This is a genomic window from Mucilaginibacter sp. P19, from assembly GCF_050632265.1.
Classification (GTDB): Bacteria; Bacteroidota; Bacteroidia; order Sphingobacteriales; family Sphingobacteriaceae; genus Mucilaginibacter; species Mucilaginibacter gossypii.
The window spans coordinates 676,371-701,934 of record NZ_CP192586.1; the positions used below are offsets into that span (position 1 = coordinate 676,371).

General features: G+C 41.7%; 25 protein-coding genes and 1 pseudogene. 17 read left to right on the plus strand and 9 right to left on the minus strand.

Features of this window, described 5'->3' with window-relative positions; genetic code table 11:
• Positions 1–72: 72 nt before the first annotated feature.
• Positions 73–453, plus strand: a complete 381-nt coding sequence (locus tag ACQ86K_RS03365; RefSeq protein ID WP_091173822.1) for a DUF1634 domain-containing protein — start codon at positions 73–75, stop codon at positions 451–453.
• Positions 454–496: 43 nt separating this feature from the next.
• Positions 497–724, plus strand: a complete 228-nt coding sequence (locus ACQ86K_RS03370) for a KTSC domain-containing protein (protein ID WP_091173819.1) — start codon at positions 497–499, stop codon at positions 722–724.
• Here ACQ86K_RS03370 and ACQ86K_RS03375 read toward each other — a convergent pair.
• From ACQ86K_RS03375 to ACQ86K_RS03385, 3 genes are read right to left on the minus strand one after another with little or no spacing between them, the layout of a single operon-like run.
• The gene (locus ACQ86K_RS03375) at positions 721–1,518 is read right to left on the minus strand and encodes an outer membrane beta-barrel family protein (RefSeq protein ID WP_431199797.1); all 798 of its coding nucleotides are present in this window, start codon (positions 1,516–1,518) and stop codon (positions 721–723) included. The two genes, ACQ86K_RS03370 and ACQ86K_RS03375, sit on opposite strands and share 4 nt — an antisense overlap.
• Positions 1,481–2,431: an outer membrane beta-barrel family protein gene (locus ACQ86K_RS03380; protein WP_431199798.1), complete on the minus strand. Its 951-nt coding sequence runs from the start codon at positions 2,429–2,431 to the stop codon at positions 1,481–1,483. Before ACQ86K_RS03380 ends, ACQ86K_RS03375 begins: the two co-directional genes overlap by 38 nt.
• Positions 2,432–2,454: 23 nt before the next feature.
• Positions 2,455–3,117 (minus strand): carboxypeptidase regulatory-like domain-containing protein, encoded by a 663-nt coding sequence (locus ACQ86K_RS03385; RefSeq protein WP_431199799.1) that lies wholly within the window; start codon positions 3,115–3,117, stop codon positions 2,455–2,457.
• 330 nt (positions 3,118–3,447) lie between these two features.
• On the opposite strand from ACQ86K_RS03385, the gene ACQ86K_RS03390 reads away from it, so the two are divergent.
• Together ACQ86K_RS03390 and ACQ86K_RS03395 are read left to right on the plus strand one after the other, a co-directional pair.
• Complete coding sequence (locus ACQ86K_RS03390) at positions 3,448–4,080, plus strand: DUF3887 domain-containing protein (RefSeq protein ID WP_431199800.1); 633 nt, start codon at positions 3,448–3,450, stop codon at positions 4,078–4,080.
• Positions 4,081–4,127: 47 nt separating this feature from the next.
• Positions 4,128–4,763, plus strand: coding sequence for an alpha/beta hydrolase (locus ACQ86K_RS03395; protein WP_431200784.1), 636 nt, complete (start codon positions 4,128–4,130; stop codon positions 4,761–4,763).
• A 50-nt stretch (positions 4,764–4,813) separates the two neighbouring features.
• Here the strand turns inward: ACQ86K_RS03395 and ACQ86K_RS03400 are convergent, their stop codons facing one another.
• A complete protein-coding gene (locus ACQ86K_RS03400; RefSeq protein WP_091173807.1) occupies positions 4,814–5,284 on the minus strand; it encodes a DinB family protein in 471 nt (156 codons plus the stop codon).
• Positions 5,285–5,432: 148 nt separating this feature from the next.
• Between ACQ86K_RS03400 and ACQ86K_RS03405 the strand changes: the two genes are divergently transcribed.
• Positions 5,433–7,214: a DUF885 domain-containing protein gene (locus ACQ86K_RS03405; protein WP_256337526.1), complete on the plus strand. Its 1,782-nt coding sequence runs from the start codon at positions 5,433–5,435 to the stop codon at positions 7,212–7,214.
• An 84-nt stretch (positions 7,215–7,298) separates the two neighbouring features.
• Here ACQ86K_RS03405 and ACQ86K_RS03410 read toward each other — a convergent pair whose 3' ends face one another.
• Positions 7,299–7,541, minus strand: coding sequence for a hypothetical protein (locus tag ACQ86K_RS03410; RefSeq protein ID WP_091173800.1), 243 nt, complete (start codon positions 7,539–7,541; stop codon positions 7,299–7,301).
• A gap of 153 nt (positions 7,542–7,694) precedes the next feature.
• Between ACQ86K_RS03410 and ACQ86K_RS03415 the strand changes: the two genes are divergently transcribed.
• Complete coding sequence (locus tag ACQ86K_RS03415; protein ID WP_091173798.1) at positions 7,695–8,615, plus strand: DUF6263 family protein; 921 nt, start codon at positions 7,695–7,697, stop codon at positions 8,613–8,615.
• A gap of 69 nt (positions 8,616–8,684) precedes the next feature.
• Here ACQ86K_RS03415 and ACQ86K_RS03420 read toward each other — a convergent pair whose 3' ends face one another.
• Both ACQ86K_RS03420 and ACQ86K_RS03425 read right to left on the minus strand, forming a co-directional pair.
• Positions 8,685–9,020, minus strand: coding sequence for a hypothetical protein (locus ACQ86K_RS03420; protein WP_091173795.1), 336 nt, complete (start codon positions 9,018–9,020; stop codon positions 8,685–8,687).
• Positions 9,021–9,040: 20 nt separating this feature from the next.
• A complete protein-coding gene (locus ACQ86K_RS03425) occupies positions 9,041–9,655 on the minus strand; it encodes a TNT domain-containing protein (RefSeq protein ID WP_176844555.1) in 615 nt (204 codons plus the stop codon).
• Between the two features lie 198 nt (positions 9,656–9,853).
• Between ACQ86K_RS03425 and ligA the strand changes: the two genes are divergently transcribed.
• From ligA to ACQ86K_RS03470, 9 genes are all read left to right on the plus strand, one after another.
• A complete protein-coding gene (gene ligA, locus ACQ86K_RS03430; RefSeq protein ID WP_091173788.1) occupies positions 9,854–11,866 on the plus strand; it encodes an NAD-dependent DNA ligase LigA in 2,013 nt (670 codons plus the stop codon).
• A 129-nt stretch (positions 11,867–11,995) separates the two neighbouring features.
• On the plus strand, positions 11,996–12,226 hold the full coding sequence (locus tag ACQ86K_RS03435) for a hypothetical protein (RefSeq protein WP_091173785.1): 231 nt from the start codon (positions 11,996–11,998) through the stop codon (positions 12,224–12,226).
• Positions 12,227–12,309: 83 nt separating this feature from the next.
• Positions 12,310–14,760, plus strand: a complete 2,451-nt coding sequence (locus tag ACQ86K_RS03440; RefSeq protein ID WP_091173781.1) for a DUF5686 and carboxypeptidase regulatory-like domain-containing protein — start codon at positions 12,310–12,312, stop codon at positions 14,758–14,760.
• 70 nt (positions 14,761–14,830) lie between these two features.
• Positions 14,831–15,838, plus strand: coding sequence for a hypothetical protein (locus tag ACQ86K_RS03445; protein ID WP_431199801.1), 1,008 nt, complete (start codon positions 14,831–14,833; stop codon positions 15,836–15,838).
• Positions 15,839–15,885: 47 nt separating this feature from the next.
• Positions 15,886–16,803, plus strand: coding sequence for a gliding motility-associated C-terminal domain-containing protein (locus ACQ86K_RS03450; RefSeq protein WP_431199802.1), 918 nt, complete (start codon positions 15,886–15,888; stop codon positions 16,801–16,803).
• 218 nt (positions 16,804–17,021) lie between these two features.
• Entirely contained in the window at positions 17,022–17,654 is a 633-nt protein-coding gene (locus tag ACQ86K_RS03455) for a hypothetical protein (protein WP_431199803.1), read from the plus strand.
• A gap of 133 nt (positions 17,655–17,787) precedes the next feature.
• Positions 17,788–18,366 (plus strand): M16 family metallopeptidase, encoded by a 579-nt coding sequence (locus ACQ86K_RS03460; RefSeq protein WP_431199804.1) that lies wholly within the window; start codon positions 17,788–17,790, stop codon positions 18,364–18,366.
• A gap of 26 nt (positions 18,367–18,392) precedes the next feature.
• Entirely contained in the window at positions 18,393–19,166 is a 774-nt protein-coding gene (locus tag ACQ86K_RS03465) for a M16 family metallopeptidase (protein WP_431200785.1), read from the plus strand.
• 17 nt (positions 19,167–19,183) lie between these two features.
• A complete protein-coding gene (locus ACQ86K_RS03470; RefSeq protein ID WP_091173768.1) occupies positions 19,184–20,515 on the plus strand; it encodes a M16 family metallopeptidase in 1,332 nt (443 codons plus the stop codon).
• Positions 20,516–20,608: 93 nt separating this feature from the next.
• Here the strand turns inward: ACQ86K_RS03470 and ACQ86K_RS03475 are convergent, their stop codons facing one another.
• Positions 20,609–21,730, minus strand: coding sequence for an AI-2E family transporter (locus ACQ86K_RS03475; RefSeq protein ID WP_091173764.1), 1,122 nt, complete (start codon positions 21,728–21,730; stop codon positions 20,609–20,611).
• 200 nt (positions 21,731–21,930) lie between these two features.
• Positions 21,931–23,411, minus strand: a pseudogene (locus tag ACQ86K_RS03480) (glycine--tRNA ligase).
• Between the two features lie 384 nt (positions 23,412–23,795).
• Between ACQ86K_RS03480 and ACQ86K_RS03485 the strand changes: the two are divergent.
• Entirely contained in the window at positions 23,796–24,461 is a 666-nt protein-coding gene (locus ACQ86K_RS03485) for an FAD-binding oxidoreductase (protein WP_091173756.1), read from the plus strand.
• A 465-nt stretch (positions 24,462–24,926) separates the two neighbouring features.
• Positions 24,927–25,562 (plus strand): AAA family ATPase, encoded by a 636-nt coding sequence (locus ACQ86K_RS03490; protein ID WP_431199805.1) that lies wholly within the window; start codon positions 24,927–24,929, stop codon positions 25,560–25,562.
• Positions 25,563–25,564: the final 2 nt, after the last annotated feature.

Sequence of the window (25,564 nt, forward strand, 5' to 3'; positions counted from 1 at the left end):
AAGTATAGAATGACAGATTTAATGAATGCTTTTTGAACTAAGCCACCAATGAACTAATGAACAATTGAGCTAATGAACAAATTCAAAGATACCGATATGCAAGCCGTAATAGGCTGGATACTGCGCACGGGAGTGCTGGTATCAATGAGCGTTATTTTTATTGGTGGGGTTATTTACCTGTACAGACATGGACAAACCCACGTTGATTATAGCAAATTTGTTGGTGTGCCCGATTTTGTGAGTAATCCGGGTGGTATTATACAGGGGATATTTACCTTACGCGGCAGGGCCATTATTCAGGCCGGGATAATTTTGCTGATAGCTACGCCGGTTATCAGGGTGGTGTTTTCGGCTATTGGCTTTGTTATGGAAAAAGATTACCTGTACACAGCCATTACTGTACTTGTGCTGCTTATCATTTTAACCAGTATGATAAGCGGTCACGCGGGCTGATATTTTAAAAACTTTTTTGTATTTAATATAGTATATATAATAAATGCAACGACTTACAGTACAATCATCGGCTTTAAGCAGCGTTGGCTATGACCCTGAGGCCCGCATTCTTGAACTCGAATTTCGGGAAAATGGCGGTGTGTGGCAGTACTTTGGTTTTCCTTTATCTGCCTATAACAAGTTTATTAACTCCGATTCGCTTGGGCATTTCTTTGTTACCCATATAAAAGGCAAATACCCTGAATTAAAGGTTAGGTATGCGCATTATTAATTTCCGGTGCGGCGGCGCTCATCATCATTACCCGTATTGCGTTTGTTAGCCGATTTAATGGTGCTTTTGCCAAAACGATAGGTAAAATTGAGCCTTACAATGCGCGTATCGCGTTTGTTTACCTCCGAAAGATCAATGTTTTGATAGCTGGCATGGTTGCGCCCTCTGTCGGTATTAAATACATCGTTTAGTGCTAATTTAACAGTGGCCCGCTTATCCAATATTTGCTTGCTGATACCCGCGTTTACCGAATAGCTTGCTTTTAATTCATTGATGCCGTAAATAGTTGGGGTTTCATACCTGCCCGATATTTCACCAAGTAATGTACCGGTGATGGTGAAATTTTGTGTGCTGCCAAAAATAATGTCCTGCTTACCCCTGTCAAAATCCCCGTTTTGCGCGTACGCTTTGTAACGCACATAAATAGCATCAAGATTAAAACTGGCCGACCACCATCTGGTAAATTGCACAGGCGCATAGAATGAAGCCCCGTAAACAAAGATCTGCCCGAAGTTTTTACGGAGAGTTATGTTAACCTTAGTCGAATCATTTTGCTGATATACTGGAAAATCATAAGCATTATTAGTAACCGTATAATATAGCTCAGTTGAAAAAGTTTGATTATAAGTATGGGAAATCTGTATAGTGTTGGTGTATTCCGGCTTTAGCTGAGGGTTGCCTGCACGATAATCATACAGGTCGGTATAGTACAAAAATGGATTGATATCTTCATAAAGCGGTCTGTGAATACCACGGTTATAACCAATACCGATGATGTTTTTTATCGGCCTCATAGCTTATCTGTAACTGCGGAAAGAGGTTAAAATAATTATTGGTATTTATCATCGGTACCCGCTCATTTAATCCCCATGATTTGCCGGTTGCATGAGTGTTTTCGGCACGTACACCTGCGGTAATATCCCACTTACCTATTTTATTTACATAATTGATATACCCCGCGCTCACTGCTTCGGTGTAAAGGAACCTGTTGCTGAAATTGGGGTCGGCCTCATATATGTTGTTTATTTTGGGGCCAAAAATGAGATTATTATTGCTGCGGGTGTTGTTATATTTAATGCCTGTCTCCAATCGTGAGGTTTTATTTAATGGGTTAACAAAATCAACTTTTGATGTCCAGATGTGAATATCTGACGGCGAAAGGTTTTCCAACTCAAGATCATCGCGGTAAGTATTGCCCGCCGGGGTAAAAAAGCTATTGGTAATAAATTCATTAGAGTGGCGGGTGTAGGTTGAATAGTTACCATCTACCGAGATACTGCGGCCGCTTTTATCCAACACCGCGTTATAATTGATATTGTAGTTTAAATAGTTGCTGCCCCTGTCGAGGTTTGAACGGGCCCTGATTACTGAATCGAGCTGATGCTGATTGCTGATGTAGAGGTCGTTGTGCTTTGTAAAATCATCACTCCTGATAATTCCGCTTACTAAAAAGCCTATAGTTTGCTTTGGGTTGATGGTATAATCGGCCCCTATTTTAAAGTTGTGGTTAGTGGTTTTTTGAATATTGTTATAATCAACATCGTAATTACTCAGGGTTTCGTTATAAGTAATATTACGGTTGGTTGTAATAGTGCGTGTGCCTTTATTATTATCGTAAGTGTAATTTCCAAAAATATTGAGTTTACTGGTGCGGTTGTTGAAAACAATGCCTGCTGTACTTTTGTAATACTTTCCATAACCCGCCATGGCAGTAACCGTACCGTTGGTGCCTAGGTTTTTACCCTTTTTAAAATGATGTTGATGATGCCCCCGCCTGATGCATCGTATTTGGCCGACGGGCTACTGATCATTTCAACCTGGTCAATAGTGCTGCTTTGCATACTGCGGAGCAAACTGGTAAGATCATCGCCGGTAAGGTTGGTAGGTTTACCGTCGATGGTTATTAATGCTGCTTGTCTGCCGTTAATACTTAAAGTTTCGTTGCTGTTAACCCTTACCCCAGGCGATTGCCGCAAGATATCAAAGGCCGAATTTCCTTCGGCCAGGATGCTGTTTTGTACACTTAATACAATTTTACCGGGTTTTACCTCAATATATGGCTTTCGGGCAACTACCTTAACTTCTTTTAGCTGGTTATCCGAAAGTTTTAAAACAATATCGTTGGCTGTTATTTTTTGGCCTGCGGTAACTTTATAAGGGCCGGCATAAACTTTTACGTAACCTATTTTGCTGATAAGCACGAGGTAGCTATCAGGCTGTAGTCCCTGAAATTCAAACTGGCCATTTTTATTTACCATGTTTGATTTTAATACAGATGAATCGGCAGCAGCAAGCAATACTGCGGTGGCTGCATCGGCCGGTTGGTTATTTTCGATTAAAACTTTACCCTGTATTGTTGAAGGTTTTGTTTGAGCAAACGAATTACAATACATTCCTGTCAGGAATGCAAAAAAAAGCCTGCTGTTAAAACCCTCATTAATTAGTAGATGTAGAAGTTTGCTATAGTTTAAAAAATTATAAAATGTATCGCAATATAATACAATATATATAAAACTATATGTATTGTATTGGTATTTTAACGATATAATATCAAACAATGTTGCAACATTAGTATGGATTATGCCGGGTAAAAGGGTTTACATTATTACAACTAAATATTGTTTGCCAAAACGCGCGCAATGGCATAAATAAACAAAACAACATGATTTTTTCTTTATTTTCGGCCTCAATACATCATCGCACTGTATATTGACCATTATAACATGAAAAAACTGTATCTGTTTATATTAATTACCTGTTTTGCAGGGAAATTGTTTGCCCAAATGCCACCGGCCAACTATGCTGTGGCTTTAAATAAGTTTAAGCAACTATATAACAATAACCAGCCGGATAGCGTGTACAGCTTGTTTGGGCCAGAAATGAAGAAGGCACTTTCACAAGCCGATTTCAAAAGTACAACTGTGCAGTTAAAAACACAATTGGGCTCATTGTTACAGGCTGATTTTGAAAGCTATGAAACCCCGATAGCGCATTATAAAGCTACATTTCAGAAAAGTGTTTTTTTATTAAATATATCATTAAATGCCGATAATAAATTTACAGGCCTGTCATTGACACCGTACAAAGCGCCGGCTGCAACTGCTGCGCCAAGTACGGCGGCGGCTACAAGCATATCTACCGATCCTTCTTTGGTTGAGTCGCCTGTAACTGTTAAAACTTTATTGGGTTCAATATCCGGAACATTGGCCATGCCTAAGGATGCTAACGGAAAGGTGCCGTTGGTATTGATCATTGCAGGCTCTGGCCCTACCGACAGGGACGGTAACAGTCCTAAATTGGGGCTTCACGCCAATGTTTATAAAATGATAGCTAATGAACTGGGAAAAAAGGCATAGCATCACTTCGTTACGATAAACGCCTGGTTGGGCAAAGCACAACTTCCATTAAGGAAAACGAGATCAGGTTTGAGGATTATGTAGAAGATGCCGCCGCCTTGCTTAACATGCTTTCGTCAGATGAGCGTTTTTCACGTATAATTATTCTTGGACACAGCGAAGGTTCGTTAGTTGGCATGATGGCTTCGCTTGATGAGCCGATAAAGGGCTTTATATCTGTAGCCGGTGCCGGCGATTCGGCCGATAAGATCCTTACCGAGCAAATGAAATCGCAGCCTGCTTTTATATCAGATGGATTTAATCGTATGCTGGATAGCCTGAAGCGGGGAAAAACAACCGATAATATCGACCCTGCATTATACTTTATAGCCAGGCCAAGTATTCAAAAATACCTGATGTCGTGGTTCAGGTATAACCCTCAGCGCGAGATCAGGAAGGTAAAAGCCCCGGTATTGATCATCCAGGGAACCACCGATTTACAGGTAACTGTTGGTGACGCCGAAAAGCTGAAAAAAGCAAAGTCGGATGCTATACTTGATATTATCCCTAACATGAACCATGTGCTGAAAGAAGCCCCGGCAGATAAGGAAAAGAACAAGGCAACTTATAATGAGCCTGATTTACCGCTTAAACCGGAGTTTGTAACGGCTATAACTAATTTTGTGCTGAAGACGACAAGGTAATAACACTAAATTCATGTCATTGCGCTACGCTTGCAATGACATGAAAATAATTACCAGGCCGCTAATAACCTTCTGATCATGATGATCTCGGCAATGTGGTAAGCGTTATGATCGGCTGCTTGTAACGCTTCCCGGAGTATAGTTTGCCCATCGCCATGCGGAATTTTTTTATAAATATCCTCGCTTTTCACCATTTCTATTAGCTCTTCCAAATCACTGTCAATCTGTTCAAGGCTATTATCCCATGCTGCATCATCTTTGGGTGCAAGCTCTTTTGGCCAGTAATCATCGGGCCAGTTTGGTGATTCGTGGCTGCCGTCTTTGCTAAATTCAAGCATATCCCACTGGGCTATCCGGATATGTTCAACCAGTTGCCATATAGTATAAGGAAGTTTATCAACTTTAACCCCACGAAGATTGGGCGGTAAACCATCGAGCGCTTTTTTCAGATCAGCATGTGCGTTGCCGCCCCGTAGTAAATGAGTGATCTCATCAAATAAAACCTGGTGTTCGTTATTCATAGGTAAATCAAAATTATAATAGTTAGTTACGCATCCCCTTTAGAGAGCCTGGGGCCAAATGTTTGTTAAAGTAACAAATTCTGTCGCCGGTTTGATTTATTTGGCTTAAAAGTTTTAAGTTTATGCTTCATTGTAAAACTCATCAGTTGTGGTCAGAAACATATTCTTAAAATTAGCACTCGCCGTTGTTTTATTCATGGTTGCCTTTATCGGCTGTAAAAAAGATGGGGGCAGCGGCACCGGCCCATTGTTAGGGAAGGATGATGAAGCTTTTATTAAATACGAGAACACGTTTCTGGATAACTTCTGGAAGTTGAACCCCGATTGGGCTACCTCTGCAGGGTATCATAAATACGACAGCCTGATGGTGCTTCCAAATGAGCAAAGCCGCGATAAGCTGGTGACCTTTGCCAAATACCAGGTTGATTCATTGAGTCGCTTTGAGGTAAATACCCTGTCTGAAGCTAATAAAATAGATTACAAGATTCTGCAAAATCAGCTTGAATACCTGCAATGGCAGGTGCGCCAGTTAAAACAATATGAGTGGGACCCATCGTCATATAACGTTATCGGCACGTTCGCTTACATCCTGAACGAGCACTATGAGCCTTTGCCTAAACGTCTGCGTCATTTTTATCAGCGTATGTCGTTTATTCCGCAGTATTATAAAGACGCCCAAAAGCAGATTAAAAACCCGGTAGCTGAACTTACCAGTTTGGCTATTGAGCAAAATCTGGGTGGGCTTGATGTAATAGGAAAAGACTTTGCCGATTCGCTTAAGAAAACAAATATCCCCAAAGCTGAGCAAAAGCTAATGACCGACAGGGCTGCGCAGAGCGTTGTTGCCATTAAAGCCTATGCCGATTGGCTTAAAGCGCTTAAAAATGATCGCCCAAGAAGTTTCAGGCTGGGTAAGGATTTATATGAGGATAAGTTTAAATACGAAATTGTAGCTACCAACACTGCCGAGAAAATCTACAATGCTGCCGTTGAACGTAAAAAATACATTCACCGTGAGATGACTAAGATCAGCAAGCAGCTTTGGCCAAAATACTTTGGTAAACAGGCTGCACCTGCCGATAGTCTGCTGATGATAAGCCAGCTGATAGATACCCTATCATCAAAGCATGTAAAGCCTGAAGATTTTCAGTCATCAATTGAACAAATCATACCAAAGCTTAATGCCTTTGTTAAAGCTAAAGACCTGTTAACGCTCGATCCGTCAAAACCATTGATCATTCGTAAAGAGCCTGGTTATATGGCGGGTGTGGCAGGAGCATCTATGAGCGGCCCTGGCCCGTACGATAAAAATGGTAATTCGTACTATAACGTAGGCAGCCTGGCAGGCTGGAGCAAGGAAAAGGCCGAAAGCTACCTGCGTGAATACAATAATTATATTTTACAGATCCTGAGCATTCACGAAGCTGTGCCCGGGCACTATGTTCAGGGTGTATACTCCAATAAAGCCCCAAGTATCATCAAAGCTGTGTTTGGTAACGGTGCCATGGCCGAAGGCTGGGCCGTATACACCGAGCAAATGATGCTGGAGAACGGCTTTGGCAATAACGAGCCGGAAATGATGCTGATGTGGTATAAATGGAACCTGCGTTCGGTATGTAACACCATTTTGGATTATAGTGTTCACAGCGGCAGTATGACCAAAGATGAAGCAATTAAGCTATTAACCCGCGAAGCTTTCCAACAACAGGCCGAAGCTGATGGCAAATGGAAACGCGTTAGCGTAACCAGTGTTCAGCTTACAAGTTATTATACCGGCTATAAAGAAATTATAGATTTGAGGGATGCCTATAAACAAAAAATGGGGGATAAATATAAACTGAAAGAGTTTAACGAAAAGTTCTTGAGTTACGGCAGTGCACCGGTTAAATTTATCAGAGAAGCCATGCTGGCTAAAAACAGCGGAAATTAATTGATAGTCCACGGGTATAAACTCATGGACTATGAACCATGGGTTTATCTCCCATGAACTATCAAATTCTTTTTTATTAACAGCTTACGCGTAATGATTTTTTATCTGATGCTCGAGCTGGGCCATGACGTTTTTCTTTAGCTTACCCTTATAGCAGGTACAGCCGTCCTTATTCAGGTTAAGTTCGGCAATTGTCTTACCCTGGTAAATCACACGGAAATTCCCTGCGTCGTTGGGTAAAATTGCCAAAATACGTTCATCTTCTCCCGAAAAATTGATCAGCACATGAAACTGGTGCTGTGGTATAAATGCTATCTGCTGTAACATAAAAACCTCTCTTTCCGCTAAATTAGGTGTGTGAAAAATTAAAGAGCCGAGCGCAGTATAAAGTTAACGAATTTGTTTTTAATTAATTGTTAGGAATTTTGAGTTTTTTGTAAGAGATATTATAATATATTTAGCGCTTACATATTACCAATCATGAAGAAAATTTTGATGGCCAGTTTACTGGCTATAGGAGCGGTAACAGGTTATGGGCAGAAGGTAAAACCGGCTTTAAAACTAATTAAAGGCAATAGTTATTACTTGTCTACCACGGCGCACTCTGTTGTAAAGCAAACTATAAACGGTCAGGTTAATAATATCGATATGGCGATTGACGGCAAAATGTCATTCAAAGTATTAAATGTTAATGATTCTCTTTATTATATGGAGGTTAATTATACCAAAGTGGGTATGAAAATGCAGCTGCCCACGGGTAATGTAGCCTTTGATTCTGATAATAAGGATACCACAAATATTATGGCCAGGATCATGTCGGGCATAACCAATAAACCGTTTACCGCAACGCTAACCAGAAGTGGCCGGATCAGGTCGATAGAGAACGCCGAGAATATGATCACATCTATGATAGATGGCTTTAAGGAGGTACCGGCCGAAAAGAAAGAGCAGTTGAAAACGCAGTTAACCCAATCGTTTGGATCAGGAGCGCTTAAAAGCAACCTGGAAATGGCTATGTCGGTGCTGCCCGAAACGGTTGTGGCAAAAAATGATAAATGGACAATTAAAAATAACCTGGAAGGTGCTATGAGCGCGAAGGTCATATCTGTTTATCAACTGGTTGATATCACTCCACAGAGCTACGTGATACACGGAAATGCCACACTTGAAACAGATAATACTGCCGGTTATAAAACCGTTAGTAATATGCCCATGAAATACAATATGAAAGGCACTATGGTGGCTGATGTTGTTGTTGACAAGGCTACCGGCTGGATCTCCAGTTCAAAATTAAAGCAAAACATTGACGGTACTGTCGAAATAAAAGATAACCCGCAGGTTCCGGGCGGTTTAACATTCCCTATGAGTGTTACCAGCGAAACATCAAGTACTGACCATTAATTAAAGAAGATAATAATCAAAAAAACCTGCCAGTTATAGCAGGTTTTTTTGTTGTATAAACAGCTGGTATTACAACATCCACAAGCCTTCAAAATAAAGCTTATACCGTGTGGGCTGAAACTCGCCATATGCAAAAACAGCAATAGAGTTCCCCTTTTTAGCATAATATAGCCTGAGCTTTTCGCTGCCCTTGTATAAATTAAGAAAATCGGCATTAAAGCCGCCTGTTTTTACAATGGTTTTAAAGTCGTCGGGTGTAATTACCTTATGCAGATCTTCAAAATTGTTATTGGCAAAATCACCGAATTTTATATCACCGGCAGGCAGTTTAAAGGTTTTATGTATGACCTCGGCTTCGTCTCCATCAAACAACAATGATTTTGTTACTTCATATTTTGTGATCATATTTTAATATATCGCGTTTTTTATTGTTTTACTTCTTCAATGTAACCGCCTGCTTTCAGGTCGTTAACAGTGGCTGGTACTTCATACTGGATACCCAAGCCTGGTTTGCCAAACCATGGAATAATCTTGCCTTGCCTAACTTTGGCTATTGCTTTTAAAACCTTATAAATTTTGTATGGTTTGCTAAGGGTATTATCCGGCAAAGCACGCATAGGGAAAGGTACACCTTTTGGCGATACAAAAGTGCCTTTATCCTGAAAAGTGCCGGTAGAATCGCTATAACCGCCATAGCGGTCAATCAACACACCCTTTTTTAGAGTGATTATAACCAGGTTTACCGCTCCACGGTTTGGAGGCCAGCCGCCGTTAAGGTTGTTGGCGGTAAAGAATTTTTCGAGGGCGTCCCATTTCTCGGTTTTCCATAGCAGCCAGGCCGAATCGGCAAGGGCTTTTTTACTGCTGGTGTCGGCAAAATCAGCAACCGAGCTTTTAAAGTCATCATAAGTAATACCCCGTACCGGCAGTTTGTGATGGTTTGCAGCAGGGTTGTGGGCATGTTTTAGTGGTTTTGTTTGCGCGGTTGCCAAAAAAGGCATCAACCATACGGACAGGATCAGGATTTTTAGTGTTTTCATTCGATGTAGTTTTTGTTTGATAAATCTACTATGTGCGCCGCGTTTATGAAAGAGAATTATCATATTTATTTTATAGGTATTATATGAAATATCATATACTAATTATTGTTATTACCGGCAACAAAAACTTTATTACCTAAAGCTGGTATTTACCGCGGTAAAAAGGATGAAATAAACTAAATTATTACCTTCGTACCTATGTCATCAGCTGAAACAAAAAAACAAATAGAGGTATTAACCGCCGAACTTAAACAGCACAATTACAACTACTATGTGCTGGCCATGCCAACCATTTCTGATTTTGATTTTGATAAAAAACTGGAGTTGCTTAATAAACTCGAAAAAGAATACCCGGAGTTTGCTGACCCTGATTCGCCAACACAAAAAGTAGGCGGTGATATAACCAAGGAATTTGTAACCGTTAGGCACCGCTGGCCGATGTTATCGTTGGGCAATACCTATAATGAACAGGAACTATTTGATTTTGATCAGCGGATACGCAAAGCCATTGGTGATAACTTTGAGTACGTATGTGAGCTTAAGTTTGATGGTTTGAGCATGAGCCTCACTTATGAAGACGGCAAACTGGTACGGGCCGTTACCCGCGGCGATGGTGTACAGGGTGACGAGGTTACCACCAATATTAAAACCATTCATACCATACCTAAACGTTTACACGGCGAAGGCTACCCCGGTTATTTTGACATCCGCGGTGAAGTGTTCATGCACCGCAAAGCTTTTGACAGGTTGAATAATGAACGTATCGAAAGCGGGGAGGTTCCTTATGCTAATCCCCGTAACTTTGCCTCAGGCACAGTAAAAATGCAGGATTCGGCAGAGGTGGCCAAACGCCCGCTTGATTGCTTCCTGTACTTTTTGTATACCGAAAAAACTGTATTTAAAACCCATTGGGAAAGCCTGCAGGCTGTTAAAACCTGGGGTTTCCATACCAATGAGCATAGTGAGCTTTGCGGGGATATTAATTGCGTTTTGGAATTTATTAATAAATGGGATAAGGAACGTTTTAACCTGAGCTATGATATTGACGGCATTGTTATTAAAGTAAATAATTACTCACAGCAGCAGGAGCTTGGCTTTACCGCCAAATCGCCGCGCTGGGCCATATCTTACAAGTTTAAGGCCGAAAGGGTAGAGACTGAGCTTCTTGAAGTGACTTACCAGGTAGGCCGTACCGGTGCTGTAACCCCGGTGGCCAATTTAAAGCCTGTACTGCTTGCAGGTACTACGGTAAAACGCGCGACGCTGCACAACGCCAATGAGATCATCCGACTTGATCTGCATGAGGGTGATACAGTTTTTGTTGAAAAGGGCGGCGAAATTATCCCCAAGATCATTAGCGTAAACCCAGAAAAACGTAAGGCCGACGCCGTGCCTGTTGTTTACCGTGTTACCTGTCCGGCCTGCGATACTCCGCTTGAGCGCAAGGAAGGCGAAGCTGCGTTTTATTGCCCCAATGATGAAGGCTGCCCGCCGCAGATTGTTGGAAAGATGCAGCATTTCATTGGCCGTAAAGCGATGAATATTGATGGGCTGGGTGATGAAACTATCGAAACCTTATATAGCAGAGGCTTCATAAACCACATCAGCGACATCTATGAGCTGCATACCCATGCTGCCGAATTGAAACAGTTGGGCCGTTTTGGCGAAAAATCGATCAATAATATGCTTGATGGTATTGAAACATCCAAAAAAATGCCTTTCGAAAAAGTGCTGTTTGGTTTGGGCATCCGTTATGTAGGCGAAACAGTGGCCCGCAAGCTGGCTTTTCATTTTAAATCGATAGATAAATTAATGGAAGCTTCGGTTGAAGAACTTACGGCTGCCGAAGAGATAGGCGAACGGATAGCTCAAAGCATAATCGAATATTTTGCAGGTGAAATCCATCGGCAGGAAATACAAAAACTAAGGGAGCAGGGCCTGCAATTTATTGCCGAAGAAAAAGAAGTTGTACTGGCCAGTGAAAAGCTTGCCGGAATGAACTTTATTATATCGGGAACATTTGGCAACTTTTCGCGTGATGAGCTGAAAGATATCATTGAACAAAACGGTGGCAAGATATTGAGCAGTATATCGGCTAAACTTAATTACCTGGTCGCAGGTGAAAATATGGGCCCTGCCAAGTTAGAAAAAGCTAATAAACTTAATATACCTATTATCAGCGATGAAGATTTACTTGCACTGATAAAATAAGCATTCCTGTGTTGTTTATTTTTGTTTATTAGTGAGGAATTTTATTTTTTGAGCTCAGAAATTACGTTATTTGTATTACCGAAAGGGCCCCATAATTAATTAAACGTACTAATGTTCGAGTAATTTACTATGGAAAAATTTATACCTATACAAGAAAATATCTTTTGTGAACTCTGTAAGGAATGCGGCGAAAGGCCGGTTATAGAACAGGTTAAAGGTAAATTTATTGTGAGGTGCCCTAAAAGCAAATCGCATTATCAAACAAAGCCAGGCCTGGTTGATATTAAGGATTGGAACATCAAAAATAAGCCACACCCGCCTCTTGGCAGCAAAGATACATCAAAGAAAAAGGCATCCTAACCGAGTGTCTTTTCACATTATTTAACAATTTAGTGCTGTAACAATCAATTAATAAGTTTCATCTTAGCATAAACATCTGCTTAATGAAGCCAGCCTTAGTTGCGTTATTTTTAATATTCAATTTTTCTTCATATGCCCAGCAATTCAGCATTAGCGGTAAAATAACCAACCAGGAAGGTAAGCCCGTCCCCTTTGCATCCGTTTTTATAAAAAATACTACTATAGGAGTATCTGCCAACAGCGAAGGAACTTACTTGCTGCGTTTAAATGCCGGCATGCGGGAAATTCAATATAAAGCAGTTGGCTATGCCCAGCAAAGCAAAATTGTTGACCTTGCGGCTAACCAGGTTATCAACATCAGCCTGCAAACAGAAACTTACCAGCTTAAGGATGTTACTGTGCATGCAGGGGCTGAAGATCCAGCTTATGCAATTATGCGTAAGGCTATTAAAAAACGGAAAACCTATCTTAACGAAGTTAAAGCCTATACCTGCGATATCTACATCAAAGGCTTACAAAAACTATTGGCCGCCCCAAAAACTTTTATGGGTTTTGATGTGCAAAAAGCTACCAGTGAAGCCGGCCTTGATTCAAATCGCCGCGGGATAGTTTACCTTTCTGAGTCAGAGTCAAAATATAGCTTTATAAGGCCCGATAAGGTGCATGAGGAACAGGTGTCGTCAAAAGTGTCGGGCCGTAACCGGGCGTTTAGCTTTAACCGGGCATCGGATATGGCGGTTAATTTTTACCAGAACTATGAAACCTGGCGGGGCTTGAGCAACCGCCCGCTGGTATCGCCGGTAGCTGATAACGCCATGTTTTATTATAACTACAGGTACATAGGTACTTCGGTTGAAAATGGCGAAACTATTAACAAGATCCAGGTAAGCCCTAAACGGCTGCACGACCCATGTTTTGAGGGATATATTTATATTTTGGATGATAGCTGGCGCATTTACGGGCTGCAGCTTTACATTACCAAAAGGGCTAATATTAATTTTGTTGATACCCTTAAAATTAACCAGCAGTTTTTCCCTGTTAGCGAAAAGATTTGGATGACATCCTCTGTTAAATTTGAATTTACAGGAGGTTTGTTCGGATTTAAATTAGGAGGTTACTTTATTTCGATCTATAAAAACTACAACCTCGACCCTGCGCTGAACAAAGCCGATTTTAACGAAGTGCTCCGGATCACCAAAGGCATCAGCAAAGACTCAACTTATTGGAACCAGGCCCGGCCAATCCCGCTTACCGCCGAAGAGGTTACCGATTATACCAATAAAGATAAACTCGCCAAAAAACGGGAATCAAAAGAGTACCTCGACTCCCTGGATAAAGCCAACAATAAATTTAAACCGGTAAACCTGCTTTTCACCGGCATCAATACCCGCAATCGATACAAAAAAGAATATTTTCATTACGATCCAATCATCGGCTCCCTGCTTTATAACACAGTAGAAGGTTTGGCTTTTGATTACGGCGCATCATACAGCAAGTTGATTGATACCGTAAACAACCGCTATTTTATGCTGAATGGCAAAGTGCGGTATGGCTTTTCCAATCACCTGTTAAATGGCTCGGGAGGTGTTGCCTTACCAGTAATGCAGCGTTTTACATTGAGTTTAAGCGGAGGTTCGGATGTAGTCGATCTAAATAGCCAGGCGCCTATGTCAACCTTTGTGAATACGGTTCACAGTCTGCTTTCGCAACAAAACTTTAAAAAACTATATCAAAAGCAGTTTGCTTTGGCTTCACTTTCGGGCAGGATAACAGGAGGGCTGCGCGGCAGCGCCTCCGTTGAATGGGCTAACCGTAAGGCACTGTTAAATACAGCTTCATTTAGTGTATTTGATCCACACTCGCATCAGTTTACATCCAATAACCCGTTGGATCCTGATCATAATACGCTGTTGTTCGCCGAAAATCAGTCGCTCACCGTAAACCTGCAGGCCAGTTATGATTTCAGCAATAAATACGAAACCTATCCTTCGGGCAGGCGCTATCTGCCATCCAAATATCCAACCATCAGTTTAAACTACACTAAAGGTATCAGCAATGTATTAGGTTCGGATGTTAATTATGATAAAATCAGCGCCGAGATTTCAAAGGCAGATATTAGTATGGGTTTTTATGGCAGCAGCTCATTTTTTATAGGAGCCGGTAAATTCCTGAATGCTAAGAGCGTATTCTTCCCCGATTATTTCCACTTTGCAGGCAACGAGGTGCTTTCATACAAGCCGAGGTTAAACCGATTTCTCTTGCTGGATTACTACGATTTCAGTACGCCTGATAAATATCTTGAAGGGCATTTTGAACACAACTTTTCGGGTTTCATCACCAATAAGATCCCGCTGATTCGCAAGTTTAAACTACAGGAAATTGTCGATGTAAATTACTTTTATACGCCCACGCTTAAAAACTATACCGAACTGGGTTTTGGTTTACAATATCTTAATATCCGTTTGATGTATGGCGTATCATACAATGGAGGTACTGAGGCAAAATCGGCAATAAGGCTTGGGATAAGCTTGTAATATGCTAATTATTAATTGCACTTAATACGGTGTAGATATTAGTAATACTGTATATTTGGGTCATACTATTGTGCCTGAACATATCATTAACTTAAACCTTTTACTAAAAAGAGCTGCATTGCTGTTTAGTGTTATACTTTTAACTTTTGTTAAAGGGTACGCACAGCAGTTTTATGCCGCTACCGACCAGGGAATTTTACAACAGGTAACCATTACCCCTAATGGCCCGGTTTCAAAAAATGTTAACGGTTGCGGGTCGGGTTATTTTTCAATTGCGCTGTGGGGTAATAAGATCTATTATATCTATATTACCCAATTTTTCGCTGGATTGAATGTAGCCGATATAACCGGAGGTAATACACCCCAGGTAACTAATTGCCAGTATTTGGCGTCGATACCCCCTGTAAATTCAATGACAGTTGATAAGAACGGGATCCTGTACATGGCTGGTGGGAACTCGCTGTACAAACTCGATCCTAAAAATCCTGTGCTTGTTAACCTGGGAATTATGCCGTACGGGGCTTCAGGCGACCTCGTGTTTTATGACGACAAGCTATACATGGCAAGCTATAGTGGCATTGTTGAAGTCTCCCTCGATGATCCGTCTCAAAGTAAATTAGTAATACCTATTACAGACCGGTATATATTGGGTTTAACATCGGTAGTTTCCAATGGGGCTGTAAGGGTATACGCTATTGACGATCAAGGGGGAAGGTCGGAGCTTATCGAACTCGACCTGAAAAATATGCTATTAAAAGGTACGGCTGGTTCGCTGCCTTATTCCGTTTATGATGCTGGCAGTACTGTTGAAACAGGTGAAATACCGGTAATTACGCTTCAACGCATCGACGTAACCCGGGAGTGCAATGTGGTGAATAAAGGGCGGGCCGAAATTATTTGTGCCCCGCACGGAAATCAATACACTTACAAACTTAATACCGGAGAAAGTAACACAACGGGTTTTTTGATAACCTGCTTCCTGGTAATTACCAGGTTACTATTACCTCAAATGGTGGTGAGGAGCCTAAAACATCTCCATTCACTATTCCTGATTTTTCACTACAAGACCCCGTTGTAACTTTTAATAAAACGGATCCGATTTGTGATATCGCGGGGTCGATTAAATTGGAAATAAACGCCGATAAAGCGTTGTACCGGATAAAATATAACAACGCGGTTTACCCCATTGACCATGTTTTCGCAGATTTAATCCCGGGTGTTTATCACTTTTCAATTATAACACCAAACGGCTGTTTGCTTTACGAAAAAGATTGTACCCTCGTACAGGAAGTATGTCCGCCAATTGTTGTAAATGATATTGTCATCAAACCCGAATGCGACTTTTACGGCGAAGCAAATGTTACCGTGCTCACAGCAGCTCATCCGGATAATTATACATATAGCTTAAACGGTATAAGCAACACTACCGGCGTTTTTAACAGGATGCTACCGGGTACCTATCAATTAGTAATCATTTCATCTGGCGGATCCCAGGCTGAAAAACAAGTTACCGTACCCGATTTTACTTTGACCAAACCCTATGTATCATATACCGCTAAAAACGCGATTTGTACGTTAGCGGGGCAGATAAAGTTTAACACCTATGTAGAAGGGGTAGCTATCGGCGCTATCAAGCATGGCGGCCAAAGTTATACACCCGATGAAACAATAAGGGGCCTCAGCGCCGGCACCAACCACTTTGTCCTGCTGGATAAGCAGGGTTGCATCATTACGGAATTGGATATTATGATAACGCAGGATTCATGTGAGCCGGTTACGTTTTTTAACACTTTTACACCCAACGGCGATGGCGTAAACGACTTATTCAGGCCTAATCAAAGCAGTAATCCCATAGCGTATAAACTCAAGGTTTTTAACCGCCTGGGCCAGCGGTTATTTGAGTCGGAAAGTATATATGATGGTTGGAATGGCAATTATAACGGGAAACCTGTGCCTACAGGTGTTTACTACTGGTTGTGCAACTATACCATGGGCGATGGACAGGTTGAGGTTAAAAAAGGGTATGTAACCTTGCTGAGGTAGCTTAAATGTGTTTGTTTACAATAGGCGAGCTAAATGACCGGCTTAGCCTGTTTTTCCATGATCAGTGTTGCTGTAAATGGATATTATAACCGGGGCAAAAAAATCAGCGAAATCAACGTCATCAAATTCAAACCAACGGTTTAACTTTGCCACATGATCAAGAATATCTTCGCTTGCTTAATAATCATGCTTGTGGCTTTTGGCTGTACTAAAAAAATGTGCCGCATTACACCATATCAAGGGTTACCAAATCAGATACAGCCACCCAGTTAACCGTTAAAATAGATGGCAGGCTTAAATGGGGCGAACTGCTGAGTATCACCTCACAAATTAAAGCCGACAGTGCTAAGCTGAGCAACCTGCAGCTTAACTTTTTGCTTCCTGGTCATAATGATAAAAGTACCGGTGCTAATACCTTTTACGCCGTAGCCCGCTATCCGCAAGGAGATAAAGTTACCATGCAGGATACCACTAAAGATGCTGATGGCAATACCGTTAGGCTAAACATACTTGGCCTGTCGCCCGAAAAAGCAAAATACCTGCTTGGTTTAAGCCCCGCCGACCTTGACGGGAAAAATATCATAGGCAGGTTTATTGATGATAATAACCATACTGTTATTATTCCGTTTACTGATATGGCAGGCGGTAAAAAAGAAACTTATATTATTGAGCTTGATACCACGGGCACAGTAGTATCCCGTACCATTCCCCTCATGGATAACCGGGATGGTGTTGAAAAGCTGCATGTTAGCCAGGCTGGCGACTATATTACCATAAAAGACAGTGTGCTTACCCAATACGCCGCTCATGACATGGGTTTGCCTTATAATAGTATTAAAGCCGGTATTTAATTGCTGGTTTGTAAATATGCCAAAATCACCACAGGCTTAATTTCGTCTTGAAAAATCAGGGATAAGCGGTTAAATCATTCACTTGTTTAAGATTATACCGATATATTTATAGTGTTAAAAATATTGTAAATATATGAACCGAAATTTTATCAAAATTTTTGCATTAGGCGTGGCCGCGGTTTTTAGCGCCGGCATTGCTAATGCCCAGGTGAGGTTGCCGGAAGGCTACTTCCTTAAAACATTGCCAAACGGCCTGGATGTGCTGGTGATTGAAAACAGCAAAGTACCTTTAACCACCATTGAAATAGCTGTTAAAAACGGCGCTTATACCGAAGGCCCGGAGTTCAGCGGTTTGTCGCACCTGTTTGAGCACATGTTTTTCAAAGCCAATAAAGATTATCCAACCCAGGAGAAGTTTTTGAAACGTACGCAGGAGCTCGGCGCTATCTGGAATGGCACCACCAATACCGAGCGCGTAAATTACTACTTCACTTTTGACAGGGACAGCCTTAAAGCGGGTTTAAAGTTCATGAACGCGGCTATCCGTTTCCCAATTTACCGCGAGGAGGATATGAAAAAGAGCGCCCGGTGGTTGACGGTGAATTTCAGCGTGCCGAAAGTGATCCGGGTTTCCAGCTTTGGTATGGCATGCAGCAAAAGCTTTGGGGTGATCTCATTACCCGCAAAAACCCTATCGGAGTGCATGAAGTGATCAACACGGCTACGCCCGAAAAAATGATGATCATTAAGGATAAATATTATTTCCCTAATAATAGCTTGCTGACTATTTGCGGCGATGTTAAGCATGATAATGCCTTTGCCCTGGCCGAAAGCATTTTTGGCGACTGGGCCAACAGCGGTTTCGATCCGCAAACCAAATTTCCTATCCCCGCATTTAAGCCTTTAACCAAACCTGAGTATTTTGTTAAGGAAGCAACCATTGCACAAACACCTTATATGGAGTTTACCTGGCAGGGGCCTTCATATCCAACGGATTCAGCTTCAACTGTTGCTGCCGATGTGTTTTCGACCATTGTGGGCTTAAACTCATCAAAATTGCAGCAGGCATTGGTTGATAAAGGTTTGGCCAGCGGTGTTTACGTAAATTATACTACCAGCCGTTATGTAGGCCCTATTGATATTTTCGTGGTGCCTAACCCTAACAAGCTTAAAGAATGCTATACCGAGTTAATGAACCAGGTAAGCATGTGGAATAAGGACGACTATTTTACCGACGAACAAATGGCCACTGCTAAAGCTATCCTGCACCGGAACGATATTCATGCTAAAGAAAAGCCGTCATCATTGCCAAGTCAGATCAGCTACCAGTGGTGCAGCACCTCGTTTAACTTTTATACCGACCTGGATGCCAACTACCAAAAGGTTACCCGTGCCGATATTAAAAAATACCTGGATACTTACGTAATTGGCAAGCCCTACGCTGCCGGGTTGATCATAGCGCCTGAGTTAAATAAAACAGTAAACGCGGCTTCATTTTTTGCAGCCAAGTAATTTAAAACTACCTCATTATGATGAAAAAATATATAATTGCCCTGCTGGTAGCAGCGGCTATAGGAAATACCGCTAAGGCGCAAAAACAGGCCTATGAAACCACGGTAGATGGCGTAAAGGTTATAGTACAGCCAAGCGGCAACGATATTGTTGAAGTGCAAACCATTATAAAAGGCGGTGTGCAAAACTACCCGGCTACAAAGGCAGGTATCGAATCACTGGCGATGAGCGCCCTTACCGAGTGCGGTACTTTAAAGCACGATAAAAACAGCTTTAAAGATGAACTTGATAAGGTAAGCGCCACTGTTTACGGCAGCAGCAACAAAAACTACTCGGTAGTGCGCATGAACTGTATTAAGGGCGACTTTGACGTGGTTTGGCCTTTATACGTTGAGGCTATAACCCAGCCTAAGTTTGACGAAAAAGAGTTTGCCCGCATTAAACAGGATGCCATCAATAATATTAAACAGGAAGATTCACAGCCTGATAATGCCATTGATAAATATGCCGATAAGGTTGCCTTTGCCGGCACCAACTATGCCAAAGACCCGAGTGGAACCGTAGCTATTGTTACAGCCCTAACCCCTGCCGAAACAAAGGCTTATTATCAGTCCATACTGACCAAATCCCGCATGGTAATTGTTGTGGTTGCCGATCTTGACCAGGCTGCTATTGAAGCTAAAGTAAAGGGTATGCTGAGCGGTATTAAACAAGGGCCGGCTTTCGCGTTTAAAAAATCAACTTTCAGAGCCGACAAAAACAGCATCAATGTTGAAAAACGTGATTTGGCTACCAATTATGTGGAAGGTATCGCCAGTGGTCCTGCCGCCGGTACGCCCGATTTTAACGCTTTTAATGTAGCCATGCGCATCTTCTCGAACATGCACTTTTTAGAGGTACGTACCAATAACGGTTTGTCATATGCCCCACAGGCCTGGTTTAGCGCGGGTCAAACCTCAACTGCCAAGTTCTCTGTTTCAACAACCGAGCCTGATAAATACATAGCTGTGTTTGATAAGCTGGTTGATAAAATTAAACGCGAAGGTTTTAAACCCGAAGATGTAGCCGATATGAAGGTTACTTACCTTACCGGTTTTTACTATAAAAACGAAACCAACAGCGCCCAGGCATCATCAATAGCAGCAAATGAAGTATTACATGATAACTGGAAACGTTCATTAACCCTGGTTGATGATGTAAAGAAACTCACTCCCGATGATGTGAGCAACGCATTCCGTAAGTATATCAACAATATTGTATGGGTATACCAGGGCGATCCTAAAAAAGTAAACCAATTGCTGTACATTAACGGTACACTGCATAAAGGAGATAATCCGGTGATGCACTAATTTAGGTAAAAGGTTAAAGGCGAAAGGTTAAAGGTAGCTGCATCTGTGCTCATCTTTAACCTTTCGCCTTTTTTGTTTTTGGCCTTTCGCCTTTCAGCTTTTACCTTTCACCTCATCCTCCGGCAGCACCGCTTTTTTCCTGGTTTTAGTCCAGCCGGCCCCTTTAGGTCTGGTGGGTATGGTATCGCCCAGGAGTTTGCCCCATGGTTTGAGGGTGTCAATCCTGTCGAAGATGATTTTGAGGACTGCTACAAATGGAATGGAAAGGAACATGCCCGATAAGCCCCAAAGTAAATTGCCTAACAACACAACCACAATGGAGATAAGCGCGTTGATCTGCACTTTTGATGATACAATGCGCGGTACCAGGATATTATTATCAATAAACTGGATAACAAGATAAGCTATGATCACCCCTAACTGCGTTGTGTAACCATCTTTGGTAACCGTAGCCATCAGTACAGGAAGAGAGATGGCTATAATGCCGCCCAGGTAGGGCAGCAGGTTAAGGATAGCGCCTATTACACCTATCAGGATGCCATACTTAACACCGAGTAATATCAGGGCCAGCGAATTCATGGCAGCAACTATTACCATCTCAATCAATAAACCCTGGATATAGCTTTGGATGGCCGATTTGGTTTCTTTCAAAACATCGGCAACCTGTTTGGAGTTTTCTTCAGAAAATACTTCGTAAATAAAATTGAGGAGCAGGGTTTTGTAAAACAATACCAGGAAAACATATACGGGTACCACAAATATCAACCCAAACGTGCTTAACACATTGCCAAGTGTGCGGCCTACCAGCGCCTGGCTGTTATCCATAGCGTCTTTGATAAGCTTATCCTGCTTTTGAACAGAGTAGTTGAAAGTGGCGGCTACCCAGTCTTTAAAGGTGACGAACATTTCACCAAACTTCTTTTTAAGCGTGGGCAGCGAATCTCCAAACTGAATGATCTGGGTAGAAAGAAAATAGAACAACCCTGTCAGTAAAATAGCGCCAAGCAGCATAGCCAGGCATATAGACAAAATTTTGGGCGCTTTATGTTCCTGCAGCCAGTTGCTAACAGGGTTAAGCAAAATGGCAATAAAAGCCGAAAAGGCAAGCGGGATCATCACATCTGCCAGTTGGGCAAACACGTAAACCAATAATATCAATCCAAAAAGTATAACAGTACTTTTAAGGTAAAAGGGGTATTCTTTAACAGCAGGCATAGACGCAGGATTTTACACTGAAAGGAACAAGACAAACAATTGTTTGCTTCGCCGATAATTAGCCGGGGGGATGCTGATCGGGTTGGTGTAGTGTGCGTCCGTTTTGTGAACGAAATAGCCTGTCGGGAATTGCAAAAAAGCCTGCACGGTTAATGCAGGCTTTGGACATATTATAATGACTTGTTAATCTATTAACCCTACTAACTCAATACATTCCGCCAGCTAACCAAATCGCCGATGATCTTGTCCAACTGATCGGCAGGAACGCGTTCCTGGGCCATGCTGTCGCGGTGGCGGATAGTTACGGTGTTATCTTCTAAGGTTTGATGATCTACCGTAATGCAGAATGGCGTGCCGATAGCATCCTGCCTGCGGTAACGTTTACCGATAGCATCTTTCTCTTCGTACTGGATATTGAAGTCGAGTTTTAGTTTATCCATGATTTCGCGTGCTTTTTCGGGCAGGCCATCTTTTTTGGTAAGCGGGAAAATAGCGGCTTTAACCGGTGCCAGGCAAGGGGGCAGGTGTAACACCGTGCGACTGTCCTGCTTATCTTCGGTGCTTAGGTCTTCCTCTTCGTAAGCGTTGATCATGGTAAGTAGGAACATCCTGTCTAAACCGATAGAAGTTTCAATTACATAAGGCACGTAATTACCATACGGCTTTCCTGTTTTAGGATCAACTTCAGGGTCAAAGTATTGAAGCTTTTTGCCGGAGAATTTCTCGTGCTGACTTAAATCGAAATTGGTACGGCTGTGGATCCCTTCAACCTCTTTAAATCCAAACGGAAACTCAAACTCAATGTCATAAGCAGCATCAGCGTAGTGGGCCAGCTTGGTGTGCTCATGGTAACGGTATTTGGCAGCATCGGTCCCCAAAGCAAGGTGCCATTTTAGGCGGGCTGCCTTCCACTGGTCGAACCATTCTTTTTGTGTGCCGGGGCGAACAAAAAACTGCATTTCCATTTGTTCAAACTCGCGCATGCGGATAATGAACTGACGGGCAATCACTTCATTACGGAAAGCCTTACCAATTTGCGCAATACCGAAAGGTATTTTCATCCTGCCCGATTTTTGTACGTTAAGGTAGTTTACAAAGATGCCCTGCGCGGTTTCCGGGCGAAGGTAAATGGTATCAGCATCGTCAGCAACAGCCCCCATCTGGGTGCTGAACATCAGGTTAAATTGGCGTACATCTGTCCAGTTGCGGGTACCGCTTACCGGGCAGGCAATTTCATGCTCAATGATCAGATCGCGCAGCCGGGTCAGGTCTTCGGCTTTCAGGGCCTCATCCATGTCATGCTGTAGTTGTTCAGCTTTATCGGTTTTGCCTTCGCTGTCGTATTTAGCTATCTTGTCTTCCAGCAATTGGTCGGCGCGGTAGCGTTTTTGGAGTCTTTGTTGTCGATCATTGGGTCGCTGAAGCCATCAACGTGACCGCTTGCTTTCCAGATCTTAGGGTGCATAAATATGGCCGAATCAATGCCTACAATGTTATCATTCATTTGTACCATGGCTTTCCACCAGTAGGTTTTGATGTTGTTTTTGAGTTCGGCGCCATTTTGGCCATAATCATAAACTGCGCTTAAGCCATCATAAATCTCGCTGGAAGGGAAAACAAAGCCATATTCCTTGGCGTGCGATATAACATTTTTAAAAAGTTCGTCGGTTGATTTGCTCATAATAGCTGCAAAGATAATTTTTGATTTCGGATTTGGGAATTTCGATTTCGGATTTACTTTGAGACAGGTGTTACCTAAAAACGTCGTTTTCTTAAAAGCTGCTGCTAATAAAACCTTATTTGGCCGTACTTTCTTTCCTGAACCTGTGTTGAGAAAGCATTCATAACTATACAAACCAGTCCAGTAAACCGGATTGCATTCATTGTTTGTTATCAAACGATGCGTTAAGGGTTGTTAATTTTGAGAACCCTTACCTCCATGTATTCCGCATATTCAGTCAGCCATTTCTCATAATTTGTAAACCATCTACAATTATTGTCAATAGTTATAAACTATTGGCTGTTTTGCATTATTATTGTGTTAAGCCTACGATACCGATCACAAATGGAACAAATCGTAAAAATACTTTCCGCAAAATATGTTACCCACAATGTGAGGCAATTCAGGCTTGAAAAACCTGCCGGTTACAGCTTTATACCGGGTCAGGCTACTGAATTATCTATCAATATTGAAGGTTGGCGGGATGAAACACGCCCTTTCACCTTTACCTGCCTTAACGACGATGATTACCTTGAGTTTACTATAAAAACCTATACCGACCATGATGGTGTTACCAACAGGCTAAGCAAGGTCAATGAAGGTGATGAGCTTATCATTCGTGATGTTTGGGGCGCTATTGAATATAAAGGTGCCGGTTACTTTATTGCAGGTGGTGCGGGTATTACCCCTTTTTTGGCTATACTAAGGCAATTAAATAAAGATGGTTCAATAGCCGGTAATAAGCTTTTCTTTTCCAATAAAACTGATAAGGATATCATTTTGAGGGATGAACTGAAAAGCATCCTTGGTGCAAATGCGCACTTTACTATTACCGGCCAAAAGGACAGTATGTATGATCAGCGGCGCATAGATGCCGAATTTCTGAAAGCTGAAATAAAAGATTTCTCAAAGCATTTTTATATATGTGGCCCTGACGCGATGGTTACTGAGCTCAGTGACATATTAGGGCAACTCGGAGCCAATAGTGACTCCGTGGTATTTGAAAGGTAGTTTATGCGGAGACGCATCACGTGCGGTCTTCTATGCTTTGTCTTGCATGTTATCCCTGCATATTACAGACACATGTGGTGCGCCTCTGCAAAACACCTTTTATTAAGCAGCATTGTAAAGCTGTAAAGTCGTCCTTCCGTCAAGGGGAATCACACTTCGGCGGACGAAAGCAGACAGATTTTATCAGCTACGGAATGTAATACGTTTTTTACAAACTACATGTTGCCCAATCGCGGCAAAAAATTGTCAGAATGACATTCATATGAATTTTATTGAGCTCGTGGTACTAACAATCTCCTAAGGTTGTGCTATAAATTGCTATCCTGCCTGTTTGCTGCTAACTCTGTTCACCCAGACGGACGGACACATCCGGATGTTTCCTTCAATAAGGCGTTTAATTATACCCTTTTCAAATATGTTTGCAAAAACAAATACATTTGTATAAAACACACTGGTAATTAAATTATGCCAACAAATAACGAGGAGCGCCCGAGAGTTTATTTAAATAAGGTACATCTTAAAGGATATAAATCTATTGAGGATGTAACCATCGATTTTCAAAAGGGGTTGAATATACTGATTGGGAAGAATGGAGCGGGGAAATCGAATTTTTTGGAGATGATTAACTTAGCTATTGGTTTTAAACGAAATGTAAAACTTCCGTTTAGATCTTCAAGGTTGGAATATAAATCCATTGATGATCATAATTTCGCTGTTGAACTTGAACGTGAGGTTCCAGCCAAAACAGAAGAAGGATATTTGGTTGATGGAACGGGTGTTTTAGAAACTTTCAGTTTCGATAATGACATCCTATTCGATAATTCAAAAAATGAATCTATACGATTTTATTATGGCGGAAAGCGAATCTATTACAGAAACGTCCCACACTTATTATATCAATTAGGATATAGTTTCTACAATAACCTGTATCTTAAATTTGATTTGCCGACGGAACTTGGGTGTATCGAATCTCCAGGTGTGATCAATATTGTGGAAGTAGATAAAGATTATTGGGAGTGGGAGTTTCCTAAAACGTTAAGATTCTTAGATGATGTTTTTTTGCTTTTGAGTTGCAATACGGAACAGATAATACTTCACTAAGG

Bases quoted from the DNA above. Each gene is read 5' to 3' on its own strand.
- ACQ86K_RS03375 (WP_431199797.1), bottom strand. From the start codon at position 1,518: ATGAGGCCGATAAAAAACATCATCGGTATTGGTTATAACCGTGGTATT.
- ACQ86K_RS03370 (WP_091173819.1), top strand. From the start codon at position 497: ATGCAACGACTTACAGTACAATCATCGGCTTTAAGCAGCGTTGGCTAT.
- ACQ86K_RS03400 (WP_091173807.1), bottom strand. From the start codon at position 5,284: ATGAATAACGAACACCAGGTTTTATTTGATGAGATCACTCATTTACTA.
- ACQ86K_RS03440 (WP_091173781.1), top strand. From the start codon at position 12,310: ATGAAGCCAGCCTTAGTTGCGTTATTTTTAATATTCAATTTTTCTTCA.
- ACQ86K_RS03465 (WP_431200785.1), top strand. From the start codon at position 18,393: ATGATCATTAAGGATAAATATTATTTCCCTAATAATAGCTTGCTGACT.
- ACQ86K_RS03415 (WP_091173798.1), top strand. From the start codon at position 7,695: ATGAAGAAAATTTTGATGGCCAGTTTACTGGCTATAGGAGCGGTAACA.
- ACQ86K_RS03420 (WP_091173795.1), bottom strand. From the start codon at position 9,020: ATGATCACAAAATATGAAGTAACAAAATCATTGTTGTTTGATGGAGAC.
- ligA (WP_091173788.1), top strand. From the start codon at position 9,854: ATGTCATCAGCTGAAACAAAAAAACAAATAGAGGTATTAACCGCCGAA.
- ACQ86K_RS03470 (WP_091173768.1), top strand. From the start codon at position 19,184: ATGATGAAAAAATATATAATTGCCCTGCTGGTAGCAGCGGCTATAGGA.
- ACQ86K_RS03460 (WP_431199804.1), top strand. From the start codon at position 17,788: ATGAACCGAAATTTTATCAAAATTTTTGCATTAGGCGTGGCCGCGGTT.
- ACQ86K_RS03365 (WP_091173822.1), top strand. From the start codon at position 73: ATGAACAAATTCAAAGATACCGATATGCAAGCCGTAATAGGCTGGATA.
- ACQ86K_RS03385 (WP_431199799.1), bottom strand. From the start codon at position 3,117: ATGTATTGTAATTCGTTTGCTCAAACAAAACCTTCAACAATACAGGGT.
- ACQ86K_RS03485 (WP_091173756.1), top strand. From the start codon at position 23,796: ATGGAACAAATCGTAAAAATACTTTCCGCAAAATATGTTACCCACAAT.
- ACQ86K_RS03475 (WP_091173764.1), bottom strand. From the start codon at position 21,730: ATGCCTGCTGTTAAAGAATACCCCTTTTACCTTAAAAGTACTGTTATA.
- ACQ86K_RS03490 (WP_431199805.1), top strand. From the start codon at position 24,927: ATGCCAACAAATAACGAGGAGCGCCCGAGAGTTTATTTAAATAAGGTA.
- ACQ86K_RS03380 (WP_431199798.1), bottom strand. From the start codon at position 2,431: ATGGCGGGTTATGGAAAGTATTACAAAAGTACAGCAGGCATTGTTTTC.
- ACQ86K_RS03390 (WP_431199800.1), top strand. From the start codon at position 3,448: ATGAAAAAACTGTATCTGTTTATATTAATTACCTGTTTTGCAGGGAAA.
- ACQ86K_RS03425 (WP_176844555.1), bottom strand. From the start codon at position 9,655: ATGAAAACACTAAAAATCCTGATCCTGTCCGTATGGTTGATGCCTTTT.
- ACQ86K_RS03435 (WP_091173785.1), top strand. From the start codon at position 11,996: ATGGAAAAATTTATACCTATACAAGAAAATATCTTTTGTGAACTCTGT.
- ACQ86K_RS03410 (WP_091173800.1), bottom strand. From the start codon at position 7,541: ATGTTACAGCAGATAGCATTTATACCACAGCACCAGTTTCATGTGCTG.